The organism is Microcystis protocystis FBCC-A270 (genome assembly GCF_050500235.1).
Classification (GTDB): Bacteria; Cyanobacteriota; Cyanobacteriia; order Cyanobacteriales; family Microcystaceae; genus Microcystis; species Microcystis ichthyoblabe_A.
The window spans coordinates 160,516-174,177 of sequence record NZ_CP191407.1 but is presented as its reverse complement, the minus strand read 5'-3'; the positions used below and the strand labels follow the sequence as shown (position 1 = coordinate 174,177).

Annotated in this window: 9 protein-coding genes and 2 pseudogenes; 6 read left to right on the top strand and 5 right to left on the bottom strand. The window is 47.1% G+C overall.

The genetic code is table 11. The features are described from left to right. Nucleotides 1-99: 99 nt before the first annotated feature. The gene (locus ACQY1X_RS00810) at nt 100-222 is read right to left on the bottom strand and encodes a hypothetical protein (RefSeq protein WP_002738230.1); all 123 of its coding nucleotides are present in this window, start codon (nt 220-222) and stop codon (nt 100-102) included. A 319-nt stretch (nt 223-541) separates the two neighbouring features. Here ACQY1X_RS00810 and ACQY1X_RS00805 point away from each other — a divergent pair, with 319 nt between their 5' ends. From ACQY1X_RS00805 to ACQY1X_RS00790, 4 genes and pseudogenes are all read left to right on the top strand, one after another. Continuing rightward, nucleotides 542-691: a hypothetical protein gene (locus ACQY1X_RS00805; protein WP_002752187.1), complete on the top strand. Its 150-nt coding sequence runs from the start codon at nt 542-544 to the stop codon at nt 689-691. 41 nt (nt 692-732) lie between these two features. After that, nucleotides 733-913: pseudogene (locus ACQY1X_RS00800) on the top strand (hypothetical protein). Nucleotides 914-1,061: 148 nt separating this feature from the next. After that, nucleotides 1,062-3,851 carry a beta strand repeat-containing protein gene (locus ACQY1X_RS00795; RefSeq protein WP_430015272.1) on the top strand — a complete coding sequence of 930 codons (2,790 nt, stop codon included), beginning with the start codon at nt 1,062-1,064 and terminating at the stop codon, nt 3,849-3,851. Nucleotides 3,852-3,985: 134 nt separating this feature from the next. Further along, a pseudogene (locus tag ACQY1X_RS00790) lies at nt 3,986-4,135 on the top strand (IS982 family transposase); the annotation flags it as partial. Nucleotides 4,136-4,253: 118 nt separating this feature from the next. On the opposite strand, the gene ACQY1X_RS00785 reads toward ACQY1X_RS00790, so the two are convergent. Then, entirely contained in the window at nt 4,254-4,634 is a 381-nt protein-coding gene (locus tag ACQY1X_RS00785; protein WP_002752180.1) for a hypothetical protein, read from the bottom strand. Between the two features lie 59 nt (nt 4,635-4,693). Further along, a complete protein-coding gene (locus tag ACQY1X_RS00780) occupies nt 4,694-5,059 on the bottom strand; it encodes a phasin family protein (RefSeq protein ID WP_002777874.1) in 366 nt (121 codons plus the stop codon). Between the two features lie 511 nt (nt 5,060-5,570). Here ACQY1X_RS00780 and hemB point away from each other — a divergent pair. After that, nucleotides 5,571-6,557, top strand: coding sequence for a porphobilinogen synthase (hemB, locus tag ACQY1X_RS00775; protein ID WP_002752178.1), 987 nt, complete (start codon nt 5,571-5,573; stop codon nt 6,555-6,557). A 218-nt stretch (nt 6,558-6,775) separates the two neighbouring features. Here hemB and ACQY1X_RS00770 read toward each other — a convergent pair whose 3' ends face one another. Both ACQY1X_RS00770 and ACQY1X_RS00765 read right to left on the bottom strand, forming a co-directional pair. Further along, a complete protein-coding gene (locus ACQY1X_RS00770) occupies nt 6,776-9,421 on the bottom strand; it encodes a cation-translocating P-type ATPase (RefSeq protein WP_430015271.1) in 2,646 nt (881 codons plus the stop codon). Between the two features lie 518 nt (nt 9,422-9,939). Then, complete coding sequence (locus tag ACQY1X_RS00765) at nt 9,940-12,030, bottom strand: recombinase family protein (RefSeq protein WP_430015270.1); 2,091 nt, start codon at nt 12,028-12,030, stop codon at nt 9,940-9,942. A 78-nt stretch (nt 12,031-12,108) separates the two neighbouring features. On the opposite strand from ACQY1X_RS00765, the gene ACQY1X_RS00760 reads away from it, so the two are divergent. Then, nucleotides 12,109-13,446 carry a proton extrusion protein PcxA gene (locus tag ACQY1X_RS00760; RefSeq protein ID WP_430013780.1) on the top strand — a complete coding sequence of 446 codons (1,338 nt, stop codon included), beginning with the start codon at nt 12,109-12,111 and terminating at the stop codon, nt 13,444-13,446. Nucleotides 13,447-13,662 lie beyond the last annotated feature (216 nt).

Sequence of the window (13,662 nt, the reverse complement as noted above, 5' to 3'; positions counted from 1 at the left end):
GACTTAGTTGTTCAAGTAGTTGAAGTTAAAGGAGAGGGGCTAACCTAGGGATGACTTTGGGGAACTTAAGCATCTCATAAACTTGCTCCTCTTAACTCCCTATCTAACTCGGACTCCTTGTCCAGCAAGTCTTTCAGGAGTTTTCTGCACCACTGGGTCAATTAAGTTAGCGATTTCAAATTCCGGCTCAATAACAATAAAGCTAACCTTGACTCGCTGCATCTACGACCAAAACCTTATTTTTTTCTGTCACATTTCTAAATAAACAATCAAAATGATGATCAACAAGGATACAGTCCTTTCTGGACAACAATTAAATATTTGTTCAGCGATTTGATTGAATAATTTTTCCTTTACAAAAATACAAGAATTACTATAAAGATTTAGATAAACAAGAAAAAATATAAAGTCTTATGAAGATTATTCAAGAATTATCTCAAAAGTCAACAATTGATGAGATTCTGGCCAGATAATGGCGATGGAGGGGTGAATCAACCTGATCCGAAAAAGAGATTGTTGTCGAGAGTCGGAGGGAAAAGCAATGAATATCAAGGATACATTACACAATTTTGTCCAGTACCTAACAGAGGCTTTCGCTCGCATTTTTAGTCCCAACAATGATGAATATCCCGATGTGGGGATGCAGCCTTTTGATTCTGAACCTTACCATGCTCCCAAGGGTAATTCTTAACTATAGCGATCCTAAATTATTTTTGCTCTTCGGTTTGTGTTATGCAATGGACGGGGGTTATAAAGGATGAAACCCTTATAGAAAAAGACATTACCGCAATTTTTGTCAATTGTTTGCGATCTGGAGCGAACTAATCAATTAAATCTCTTGCCAGATAAGAATTTAGTCGATTTATGCCCCCCTATCGAACCATACCAACTAACGAACAACCAGATACTGTAAGATCAAACTAATTCACTTTGAGTGTCCACAATCGGTCAGTCGAGTCTGACCCCAATCGGGGGCTTAGACCATTTTTTGGATGGCCCCATTTGGCTTTCAGGACTGGCACCGGCGCGTCAACGCAAACAACAAATTTGGAGAAAAGATTATGCCTACGCGAACCATCAATGGCAACAACAGCGGCAATACGATCAACGTCCTCGACGACACAGGCGGCTATAAGGTCACCGGGTCGGGATTCACCATCTCCCCTGGGGGGTCACCTCCATTCACCGACACCGATCTGGTGATCAACACCTTGGACGCCACCGGCGGCACCGACGTCGTCAATCTGTCCGGCTTGACCACAAACTCCGGTGTCAGCTTCACCAGCATCAACATCAACGGCGGCGGCGGCACCCAGAACGTTACCGGCAGCGGCTTCGCCGAGACGATCAGCACCGGTAGCGGCAACGACATCATCAGTGCCGGCGCGGGCGATGACACTCTCATAGGCGGCGACGGTGCCGATAGCATGGATGGGGGCGATGGCAGCGACACCTACAACATCGCTGGCTTACAGCTGGGCGGCGACACCTTCAACGACACGGGCACCAGTGGCAGCGACACCATCAACGTCACCGGCGCCCTGTCCACTTCCCTTTCCTTCGGCGTCGCGGGGACGAACTACTCCCTCATCAACGGGTCTCTGCCGACCTCAGCCGGCGCGACCTATCAGGGCATCGAGACCTTCAAAGGCAACAATTTTGCCATCAACGGCACCAACAACGGCAGCGACATCTTCGACCTCTCCGGGTTCAGCAGCGCCACCGGGGTGGGCGCGATCAACACCTTTAATGCCACCGGCGGCACCGACTACGTCAACGTCTCCACCGCGGATGCCGGGGTGACCATCAACGGCGGCGGCGGCACCCAGATCGTCGTCGGCAGCAGCTTCGCCGATACGATCAGCACTGGTAGCGGCAACGACAGCATCAATGCCGGCGCGGGCAATGACACCATCACCGGCGGCGACGGTGCCGATAGCATGGACGGGGGCGACGGCGACGACACCTTCAACATCGCTGGCTTACAGGTGGGCGGCGACACCATCATCGGCGGCACCGGCAACGACACGATCAGGAACACGGGTGCTGGTGCGCTGAGCATATCTTCATTCGGCCCGTCGGGCAGCGGCACCACCGCCACCTATTCCAGCATCGAGACCCTGGACGGCAACAATCAGGCCATCAACGGCAGCAACGCCACCAACGAGGTGGTCAACCTCAGCCTGATCGGCCAGGTGCTGAACGTCACCGGCGTCAGCATGGCTGACGGTGCCGACACGGTTTGGACGGCGGCGAGCCACAGCGGCCAAGTCACCGTCTATGACGGCGGCGGTAGCGGTTCCACCCCACAAGACACCATCAATCTGGTGTTGACTCCCCTGCAGCTTGGGGCTTTCAGTGTCGGCGATATCGGGTCGCTCAACACTTACGTTGCTGCTCCCACGGGTAAGACCCTCGCGCCCAGTGGAGGCACCATCAATATCGCGAGCCTCCAGTTCAAGGCTCAAAACTTCGAGTCGGCCACAGCCAACGTGCTAGATGATGGCCAGGTTTACAACATCACCGATTGCTTGATCCCGATCAACAATGTGGTGGTGATGACCACGGCTAGTTATACGGATGTAGCCGGGAAAAGTAGCCTCATTGTGGGCACCGCAGCGAACAACACGATTCAGGCTGGTGATGGACAAGACTTGGTGTTTGGCCTTGCCGGAAACGACTCCATTACCGGAGGTGTGGATGAAGACTGCCTATTTGGCGGTGCGGGAGACGATACCTTCTTCGCCAACCTGAGCGAGGCTGAGTTTGACAACCTGCAAGGCGGGTCGGGGACAGACACTTTACAACGCACCACCACCGGCGGCCAGGGCAATCTGGTGTTGAATCAATTCTTGGCCACCAACGGCATCGAGCGGGTCAACCTGGATGCGGGCGGCTCAAATCGCGGGATTGATGGCAACGCGAATGGCAATGTGCTTGATTTCAGTGCCACCACCTTTCTCTCTAACGGTGTCAATGGTTTAGGCGGGGACGACACCATTACTGCCACCAACGCCTCGGCTCGCACCTATAATGGCGATGCCGGCAATGACACCCTGAACGGTGGTACACAGAATGATATCCTGAACGGTGGTGCCGACAATGACACCATCTCCGGTGGCGGCGGCAACGACACCATCAAGGGGGGGGTTGGTGCTGACAGTCTGAACGGCGGCGATAACGACGATACCTTCCTCGCCAACCTGAACGAGGCTGAGTTTGACACCCTGCAAGGCGGGTCAGGTATCGACACCTTGCAGCGAACCACAGATGGCGGCCAAGGCAATCTGGTGCTGAATCAATTCTTGGCCACCAACGGCATCGAGCGGGTCAACCTGGATGCGGGTGGTTCCAACCGAAACATCGATGGCAACGCCAGCGACAACATCCTCGACTTCAGCGCCACAACCTTGCTCTCTGGCAGCGTCTTCGGACAAGGCGGGAACGACACCATTACTGCCACCAACGCCTCGGCTCGCACCTATAATGGCGATGCCGGCAATGACACCCTGAACGGTGGTACACAGAATGATATCCTGAACGGTGGTGCCGACAATGACACTCTGGTTGGCGGCCTCGGCAATGACTCCCTAACTGGGGGGATCGGCAATGACACGTTCCGCTTCGCAAGTGGTTTCGGTAACGATGTCATCACTGACTTCAGTGGGGGTGGTGCTGACAAGATTGACTTGTCTGCCTTTGGTCTCGGCGGCATCGGGGCTTTGACGATTACTGTCGGCCCTGGTGCTGGTAACGACATCATTACGAGTCCTTCTACTCCAGGCTTCGGTCAGATTACCCTTGTAGGATTTGCGGGCACGTTAACTGCTAGTGACTTCATCTTTACTTGAAAGAGGGTATAGGGTGTGGGGTGTGGGCTTCGGCCGTGAGCTTTTGCGTTCGACAAAAGCTCACGCCGAGGTCTGAACGGGTGTAGGGAAGGAAACCTCTTTCATCTCTGGTGGTGAAAATTTTTTCATCGGGACTGACTCCCGCGAATGGCTCGGAACGAGAAGCTCTCTGGGATGTCATTGGCTCGATTCAAGGATTACTGATTGGGGACAAAGGATACCTTTTTTTGACCACAACAACGATAAGGAACTTGCTTAGGAATAATATCCCAGCCAGAAAATCGCTCTGTAGAAGAACCAGACCAGCCAGATGGTAAATTATCAAAGCGCAAGTCCCTAACTGCTTTGAGATAAAAGTTATGGGTAGGGATAATAACCCTACCTGATTTTATAGGAAAATAATTAATCCTCTGCTTGCCAATCGGGACAACTATCACTATCCCAACCGTAGGGATGGAAACCGCAGACGAGAAGATTGCCTCCGTAGATATAACCGTGATAATTACGGCAACCGATACAAGCAGCATGGGTGTTAGGATCGGGGTTAACCTTAGGAGTGAGGGTAAAATCCGAGGGTTCGTCTAATTCCGAAAATAGGGATTCATCGAGGTTAAAAAATTCTTCTAATTCCTGGGGTAAAACCTCTTGAATAAACTGTTCCAGATCGATGATAATTTCCTCATTGATTTCTTCAATAGCTTGGGTCACTTCTTGGAAAAAATTTTCAATTCCCAGTGCCACAGTTTCGATCACTTCCCAAAAATCCTTCTGCCAATCGTCCATGTTTATACTTGCATCCCTTGTCTGGTAATAATTAGTTATTTATCCCTAAAATCTAGGTTTTAATCCTGTTGCAGTTTCCGTAATTCCTCCTGAAGACGTTCCACCTTTTGCCGCAATTCATCTACTTTGGGATCAGCTGCTTTGGTGTCCTCCTCATCTTCAATAATTTCTATCCGTCGGGGTTCATGGGGAATATTAGATTCGTTAGCTGTCACCGGTTGCTGTTGTGCCTGTTTCACCAACTCATCGACGTATTTCCTCGCTTCTTCTGCGTTTATTTCGCCGCGAGAAATCATTTCATCGGCTAATTTTTGGGCTTGATTTCTTAATTCTTGTAAATTTACTTCAGCTTTTTCGGCGGCATAAGTAGCAATGCCTACGCCCAAATAAACTGCTTTTTTGACTAAATCACCTAAGTTGGCCATAACAAAAATCCTGAATCGATCGCTCTTACTTCCTAGAATAAACGATCCTTCTCCCAAATGGAGATGGGTTTTGGGAGTCAGTGAACAGTGAACAGTAATCAGTAATCAGTGAACGCTTGCGCCGCTAATGTAACACCATGAACATTTTTCAGCCAATATCCAAGAGAGCCATCAGTGAACTGAAAACTCACATCTGATAACTGGTAACTGATAACTGGTAACTGATCACTGATGAGGTAAAGTTTTGTAAAGAGATGAGGTGGTGGCAACAGCAAAAGTGATCGCTATAAAGATTAAATTTTAGTCAAATTGCTGGTTTTTCGCCCTCAAAACGACGATAAAGCCTCATTAGGTCAAAAATAATCTAAATAGTTTGATTAAGCTCAAAATAACTAAATATTGCGGATAGCTGCCGGCAGCCAGCTGCCGGCTGAATCGATTTGTGTTCATCCTCAGCAAAGATTTAAACTAAAGAATCGAGACAAGATTCCCGATTTAATCACAAAAAACTATGTTTCCTATTCATCGCCCCCGTCGTCTGCGTCAAACCCCTCAAATGCGCCGTCTGGTGAGTGAAACCGTCTTGACAGCCAATGACTTTATCTATCCCCTTTTCGCTACGACGGGGGAAGGTATTGCCCGGGAAGTCAAATCGATGCCGGGAGTGTACCAATTATCAATCGATAAAATTGTTGATGAAGCCAAGGAAGTGCGGGATTTAGGAATTCCAGCGATTATTTTATTCGGGCTGCCAGAAAGTAAAGACACAGAGGCGACGGGAGCATGGCACGATCATGGTATTGTGCAGAAAGCGGCCACAGCAATTAAAGAGGCAGTTCCCGATCTACTCATTGTCGCCGATACTTGTTTGTGTGAATATACCAACCATGGTCATTGTGGTTATCTGCAAACAGGAGATTTAACCGGCAGGGTGTTAAATGATCCCACTCTGGAATTATTGCAAAAAACCGCCGTTTCTCAGGTAAAAGCGGGAGTGGATATCATTGCACCGTCGGGAATGATGGATGGTTTTGTGCAGGCAATTCGTCAAGGATTGGATGAGGCGGGTTATAGTGATACACCGATTCTTTCCTATACGGCTAAATATGCCTCTGCCTATTATGGGCCGTTTCGGGATGCGGCGGATTCTACCCCCCAATTCGGCGATCGCAGAACCTACCAAATGGATCCGGGTAATGCCAGGGAAGCCTTAAAAGAGGTGGAATTAGACCTATTAGAGGGAGCAGATATGTTAATGGTAAAACCTGCCCTATCTTACATGGATATTATCTGGAGAATCAAGGAAATGACTAATTTACCCGTGGCTGCCTACAATGTGTCGGGGGAATATTCAATGATTAAAGCGGCGGCGTTAAATGGCTGGATTGACGAAAAACGGGTGACTTTAGAGACTTTAACCAGCTTTAAACGGGCGGGTGCCGATATTATCTTAACCTACCACGCTAAGGATGCCGTGCGCTGGTTAGCAGAGGGTTAAACTTGATGATTGAACCCACCATGCCGATTATTGAGTAGGTAGGCACAATTCATTCAAGCAACTACATAGCGCACTGCTGCAACAATTTGTAACCGATCGTGGAATCTATAGCGTTTCCTAAGCTAGTGAGGTACACCTATTTTTCTTCCCTTTCGCCTTTTGCCTAAAACCCATAACTTTTGTACCTCAGCCGACTGAAAAACGCTATATGATGCCTTTTATTTTTGGGTGTTCAAGTGCCGACGGTTCCACAGTTTTAGTCCTTCAAACCAGAAAATACTGACAACTCCAGAAACTAAGCTGACCAGCAAATCATCAGTATGTAGAAATGAAAAGCTGAACAGGTGTCGTAACAAAGGAACATAGAGAACTAATCCCAAAAACAGCAGTCCACCGCCGATCACCCACCACAAAGCCCGATTAGGAGCTTGGAGCATTTCTGGAATCGTTCGGGACCAGGAACGATTGGTGAGAATCATAGCCAGGTTAGAGATAATCAATGTCGTAAATGCTAAGGCGCGAGCATTAAATTCACTATTGCCGTTGCTATAGGCGATCGCAAATACAATAACCAGTACCACTAAAACGCTGGTTCCTTGAAGCAAGGCTAATCGCAACGTCCGACGACTGAACAAGGGTTCTTTGGGATTACGGGGGGGGCGACGCATAATATCGCTTTCTGCCGGTTCAGCTTCAAACACAACCGTGCAGGCCGGATCGATAATTAAGTGCAGAAAGGCAATGTGGATCGGGAGTAGCACCAAAGGCCAGCCAAAGATGACTGGAATCAACGACATACCCGCGATCGGAACGTGAACGGCCAAGGTATAGGCCATCCCCTTTTTCAGGTTGTCAAAGATACGTCTTCCTAGTTTGACCGATTCGACGATGGACGAAAAATCATCTTTCAACAGGACCAAATCGGCAGACTCGCGCGCTACATCCGTACCTCGTTCACCCATGGCAATGCCGATATGAGCAGACTTGAGGGCCGGGGCATCGTTGACACCATCACCGGTCATGGCCACAATTTCCCCGGAGCGTTTCAGTGCATTGACAATCAATAGTTTTTGTTCGGGGACGACACGGGCAAAGATGTTGGTGCTTTGAATGCGATCGCGCAGTTCCGACTCACCCATTTGCTCCAGTTCCCTACCGGTGATCACCTTGTCTAAAGGCCTGAGTCCAATCTGACGGGCAATGTTCTGGGCTGTTACCGGATAATCACCCGTAATCATGACAACGCGAATTCCCGCACCATAGCATTCAGCGATCGCAGGTGCCACAGTAGGACGCACGGGGTCTTCCAGTCCGATCAGTCCCACAAATTCAAACTCAAAGTCGTGTTGTTGAACTGGTAAGCGATCGTCAGATTCTAAGTAGGCTAGAGGCCCGGATGACTCAAGAGCGTGAGTTTTGGGTAATGTTCCCATTTTGCGTCCTTGGGCAACTCCCAGAACTCGCAAACCCTCTCCGGCCATTGCCTGGATCTGTTCGACAAGCTCCTGTTGTTGAATCGGGCTGAAATGGCAGAGATCGGCGATCGCTTCTGGGGCCCCTTTTGCCGCAACGGTAAGCTCCCCCGTCAGGGATTCCCAGACACAGGACATGGCCAAGAGATCGGTGGACAGGGGATATTCGCGCAGTAGTTGCCAATCGCTATGCAGGTGTTCAGTCTTGGCTAGGTAATCCCAACCAATTTGCTGCAACGCTTTCTCCATCGGGTCAAAGGGATCTTTGCGACTCGCTAGAATACCAAACTCGATCAGGGGATGAAGGACTTCTGGCAAGGGTTCGCGCTCGTGGAGCGTCACATCGTACAGATAAGCACCGGGGCCGCTGTAAACCAATAACTGTTTGACGGCCATTTGGTTCAATGTCAGGGTTCCAGTCTTATCGACACAAAGAACGGTGACAGAACCCAGGGTTTCAACCACTGGAATGCGACGGGTTAGTACCTGTTTTTGCGAGAATCGCCACGCTCCCAGAGCCAGAAAGATGGCCAGCACCACCGGAATTTCATTGGGCAAAATTGCCATCGCCAGGGCTAATCCTGCCAAAAAGCCATGCAACCAATCGGCCCGGGTTAATCCATAAATCACGACCACCGCCGCACAAATGGCCAGCGCGATCATCGTCAATTTACCGACAATGCGACGGGTTTCTTTTTGTAAGACCGTGTCTTCCGGTTCAACCGTTTGCAGAGCTTTGCCAATTTTTCCCATTTCAGTGCCGATACCCGTTGCTTGCACCTGGGCAATGCCCTGCCCTTGTACCGCAAGAGTGCCAGAATAGACAGTGGGTAAGTCGTCTCCACCCGGTCTCAAGGTGGCTGAAAGGTGCTTCGGGTCTTCTTCCAACTGGATGGTGCGTTTCCTGACTGGAACAGACTCTCCGGTTAACAGCGATTCATCAATCGTCAAGTGAGTGGACCACAGCAAAATCGCATCCGCAGGAACGCGATCGCCCTCCTCCACCACGATCAGATCGCCCTGTACCACTTCCCGGCCGGCAATCCGCTGCCGTTCCCCATCTCGAATCACCAAGGCCCGCGGACTGGATAAGTCCCGCAGTGCTTCTAGAGAACGTTCCGTTTTTTGCTCCTGGTAAAGATTGATGCCAATAATAAAAAAGACAAACCCCAGTAAAATTAGAGCTTCTTGTGCATCACCCAAAAAGAGGTAGATGACACCACAGGCAATTAGGAGCAATAAAATCGGCTCTTGGATAATGTCTAGGGCGATGGTTAAAAAAGTACGATGCTGAGTTGAGGGGAGTTCGTTGTAGCCGTGCTGTTTCAAGCGCTCACTAGCTTCTTGGCTAGACAACCCGTTAAACTGCCTATTTTGTATAGGTGCAACCATAACAATTACCTAGGTTTTTCACACAGGCTATTCTCGCACACAAAGAGTGGGTAAGCTGTACTGAATTTAAACTGCGTATTGAAAATTTTAGTACAAATGCTCAAACTTCCTCTCCCTGCTCCCCACTCTGACACTCCGGTGCAGTATTAACGACTAATTTAAGTAGCTGGTTATAATTAAATTAAAAATGGATTTTAGGTTCGATCCCCCCTGCCCCCCTTGATAAGGGGTGTGCCGATCCCCCCTTAGTCCCCCCTTAATCCCCCCTTAATAAGGGGGGCATCTGACAACTTTTAACGCCTACCTACTTAGATAGTCAAGAGCTTGGCCGGTCGTCAAGACCAAATTAGGTTATAAGCTCAGACGCATCTTAACCGCCTATCCTTAGATTAGCTGAATCTCCCCCAATTCTTTTACTAAGTACCTAAGCAAAATTAATTACACATATCTAACCCCCCTTTGCCTATTGCCTATTGCCTATTGCCTCTCCTAACCAAGAAGTTAATTTTTTCTAGTGCTTAATCATATTCTTTTGCCGCTTGTACTAAGGATAAAAGTTGTCCAGTTTGATCGGTTCCCGATACTCCTAAATCACTGTGACAGAGGATAACTTTTTCGCTTACCCTTGCTAATAAATCCCTTAAAACTCTCTGTAAACGGTCTTGATTTTCCTCTAATTCTGCTTCCGTTGTCCAGGGTTGATAGGGACTTTTTCGCCAAAAAATTGGCGCAGCAAAAAGAGTAGCAGCACCTCCTTGTTCCCAGAGTGGGGAGGAACAATCTAGCCAAAAATGCCAACGATGACTAGAACGAAAAGAACGATATTGAAAGATATTGCCTAGGGTAACTGCTGAGGAAGATTTAATAAATTGTCGCACAGGATAGGGATTAGCGGTAATTGTACCACGGCGCAAAAGTTGGATAAACTGACTAATAGTTTCGCTGGGACTTTGAAAAGAGGGTTCACTCTCACGCAAACGGCGATCGATCTCCCAAAAATGTTGGGCAGTTTCCATTAATTCTCGCAAAGCTGCCAAGTGATCGAAGGGCAAATTTTCCCCATCGTTTAATAATTGTTCGATCGCTTGATTTAAGACAAAAATCGGGAAAAGTTTGGCTTCCTGCTGCCGTTTTTTCATCCCTTCGATCCAGTGACAAATTCTTTCGTAGGCAGTACAAGCTTTTTGTCCTAAGCGATCCCAACGGGGAAAAGTTTCGATCGCTAATAAACGGGGATTTTCCAGATCCACTTGATAACAATAATCGGCAATTAATCCAGCGCGAACCGGATCGATATCGGGAATTAAATTTTGTTCTTCATCCCAGCGATAACGGCTAAAAATCACCAGCATTTCCGCTATAGCCTCTTGGGGGGCTAAACGCCCCAAATTTTCATAAACAAGGGCGAGAAGGGTCAATAATGCCCGAATCAGAGTACAACTGATCAGGGGTCGTTGTTCGTTGAGGGGTTGAACGGCTATCCCGGCACCGGTTAAAATTTCCATCAGGCTATAACGGGCGATTTCGTCTAAACCGGGGGCAATAACGGCGATTTCTTCGGGTTTTACTGCCCCTTGCTTGACTGCTTGAATAATAGCTGTGGCTGTCTTCCGTAACAATTCAGCGCGAGAGGTGGTTTGCAGGGAGATGAATTGATCGGGAAGATTGCCAAGATAGTTACCGTCGCTGATTAGGGAGAGAATCGTCTCGCTAAACTGAGCAGCTAACCCCTCAGTGGTAGATAATGACATAATTTGACAGCGTTTCTCTAATTCGTGTAGATAATCGGGATCGGCAGTTAATCCTAAGCGGATTTTTCCCTGGGGATTGTAGGTAAAAACGCTAAAACAATCATGATCGAGGAAAAAACTGAGTAAATCCTTGGCAATAGCCGGATAATCGTCCACATCGTCCGCAAAAACCCCCCGGAAGCGTTTTAATAGTTGCTGTTGATAGCGACTATCAGGAAATAAATAGCGCCAATAGAGTTCGTAGATGATACCATAACTTAATAAACCACGTTCTAGAGACCAATCACGCCATTGAATGATTAATTCTCCCACTTTTTCCGGTGTTTCCTGCTCATTAATCGCTAAAACTCGTTTTAAATCTGTTTCTGATAATCCTTCGGCTAATCTTTCGGGTATCTTTTCTGCGGGAACACCACTAGCACCGGCTAATTGTAACAAATCGAGAACTTGACGGACGAAACGATATTCATTTATGCTAGTAAGCTGGAAGAATTCGGCGATTGCTGGTTGCCAGAGACGGGTGGCGAGTTCCTGCTCCGTTTCTGGGCGTAATCGGCGGGGAAATTGCGCTTTTAGCCCCAAAAACTCGAAAATTAACGGCCAAAACAGGATGACTTCATCGGTGAGAAAACCTAAAGGGGTTTTACAGAGAATCGGATAGCTACCCCTAACAGCAATGGCTAATCGATCGGCTAATTCCCGTTTATTATCATCGTTGGCAGCGAAAACTAAGATCGATCGAGGAAGGGGGGATGATTTTGAGCGATCGCGAGACACCCAGCGCCGAAATTCCCCGACTAAAGTGGTGGTTTTTCCTGATCGCGTGCCACCTTCGATCCAAATTGGTATGATTGACATCGTTTTTTCTCGATTGTATTTGTTAAGATAACTGATCGGTACTCTAGCTTTTCTCCCTTGTGGAAGTAATTGTTTCCTATGAATCTTAATCGGATTTTGCAAGGTGTTAATCAATGGTTATTACAAACTCCTGAACGTTCTTTAGATGAGGCTTATCATGCAGCTTTGAAGATTAAGGAGATAGAAGACAAGCATTTTCAAGGACGAAAAGTGGCGAATGGGTTCTCGAATTATGGCAGCAGCACTAATTCCTATTTTATCGCAGAAGTTAAAGGTTATCTGCAAAAAATTAAAGTCAGATTGACGGAGTTTAAAGCTAGTCGCTCGATCGTTAATACCTTCGGACCCAATCAACCGACAATTAATAATGGGGTGATTACTGTCACCACAGATGTTTGTCTGAAAAAACTTCAGTTTATCGATAGTGTTATCGGAAAATATCAAGATAATTATTGGGAAGAAGATCTGCAAGATGTTCCCAAAAGTATCCAGAACAGAAATTTTGAGCAGGAAACAGCCAAAAATAAGACTTCTAGAAATCGCTCTTTTTTAGCAGCGGGTAGTATTGAAGATGAGGAAATAATCAAAAGTAATAAATCCCAAAAAGCTACGGAAAAACCGGGGGTTTTGCCCCGTTCTTTTGTCAACACTTTTAATCGCATTAAACAGGAAATTGATCCCCAAGCGGAGGAATCGGAGGAGGCAGTTTTAAAGAAATTTCGCAATTCTCGTTATAAAACAGCCATTTCCCTCAAGTTTATTTTACTGTTAATTATTGTTCCTTTATTAACCCAGCAATTAACCAAAACCTTCCTAATTACCCCCTTGGTTAATAAATATTTCCAACAACAGGAACAGTTTATTTTTATCAATCAGGATTTAGAAGAAGAGGCTTTTTCGGAATTGAGAAGATTTGAGGAAGCTTTACATTTTCGAGGTATGATTGGTTTAGCTCCCAAATTATCTAACGAAGAAATCGAGGGAGAAATTACTAAAAAAGCAGCGGTACTAAGTGAAGAATTTCGCCAACGAGGTCTAAACGCGATTGCTAATATTTTCGCCGATATTTGTTCCCTGATTGCCTTTGGGTTTGTTATCGCTTTTAGTCGTCGAGAAATCGAGATTGTCAAGTCTTTTCTGGATGGCATTCTCTACAATCTTAGCGATTCAGCTAAAGCTTTTTTAATTATTCTCTTTACCGATATATTTGTCGGTTTCCACTCTCCCCACGGTTGGGAAGTGATCCTAGAAGGGTTAAGTCGTCATTTCGGTTTACCAGAAAATCGCCAGTTTAATTTTCTCTTTATCGCCACTTTTCCCGTTATCTTGGATACAGTCTTAAAATATTGGATTTTCCGTTATCTCAATCGCATTTCTCCCTCGGCAGTGGCTACCTATCGTAATATGAATGAATAGGGTAAAATCAGGGAGAAACTTGATAATTTATCCTTCTAATTTGGGGGGATAATTTGGCTGCATCTCAGATTTGCAGAAATACCGACAATCAGCAATTATCAGTGACTCTTAAATTATTACAGATATATCAGCAGCTGTTTGTAAGCATCCCTCCGAAAAACTAATGCACGGGGGGGTTTTCAGCTATTTATTCCGATAAATCGACTAAAAACGTTG

Excerpts from the sequence above, each read along its gene's own strand:
- ACQY1X_RS00770 (WP_430015271.1), bottom strand. The coding sequence starts at position 9,421 with ATGGTTGCACCTATACAAAATAGGCAGTTTAACGGGTTGTCTAGCCAA.
- ACQY1X_RS00785 (WP_002752180.1), bottom strand. The coding sequence starts at position 4,634 with ATGGACGATTGGCAGAAGGATTTTTGGGAAGTGATCGAAACTGTGGCA.
- ACQY1X_RS00795 (WP_430015272.1), top strand. The coding sequence starts at position 1,062 with ATGCCTACGCGAACCATCAATGGCAACAACAGCGGCAATACGATCAAC.
- ACQY1X_RS00760 (WP_430013780.1), top strand. The coding sequence starts at position 12,109 with ATGAATCTTAATCGGATTTTGCAAGGTGTTAATCAATGGTTATTACAA.
- ACQY1X_RS00805 (WP_002752187.1), top strand. The coding sequence starts at position 542 with ATGAATATCAAGGATACATTACACAATTTTGTCCAGTACCTAACAGAG.
- ACQY1X_RS00810 (WP_002738230.1), bottom strand. The coding sequence starts at position 222 with ATGCAGCGAGTCAAGGTTAGCTTTATTGTTATTGAGCCGGAATTTGAA.
- ACQY1X_RS00780 (WP_002777874.1), bottom strand. The coding sequence starts at position 5,059 with ATGGCCAACTTAGGTGATTTAGTCAAAAAAGCAGTTTATTTGGGCGTA.
- ACQY1X_RS00765 (WP_430015270.1), bottom strand. The coding sequence starts at position 12,030 with ATGTCAATCATACCAATTTGGATCGAAGGTGGCACGCGATCAGGAAAA.
- hemB (WP_002752178.1), top strand. The coding sequence starts at position 5,571 with ATGTTTCCTATTCATCGCCCCCGTCGTCTGCGTCAAACCCCTCAAATG.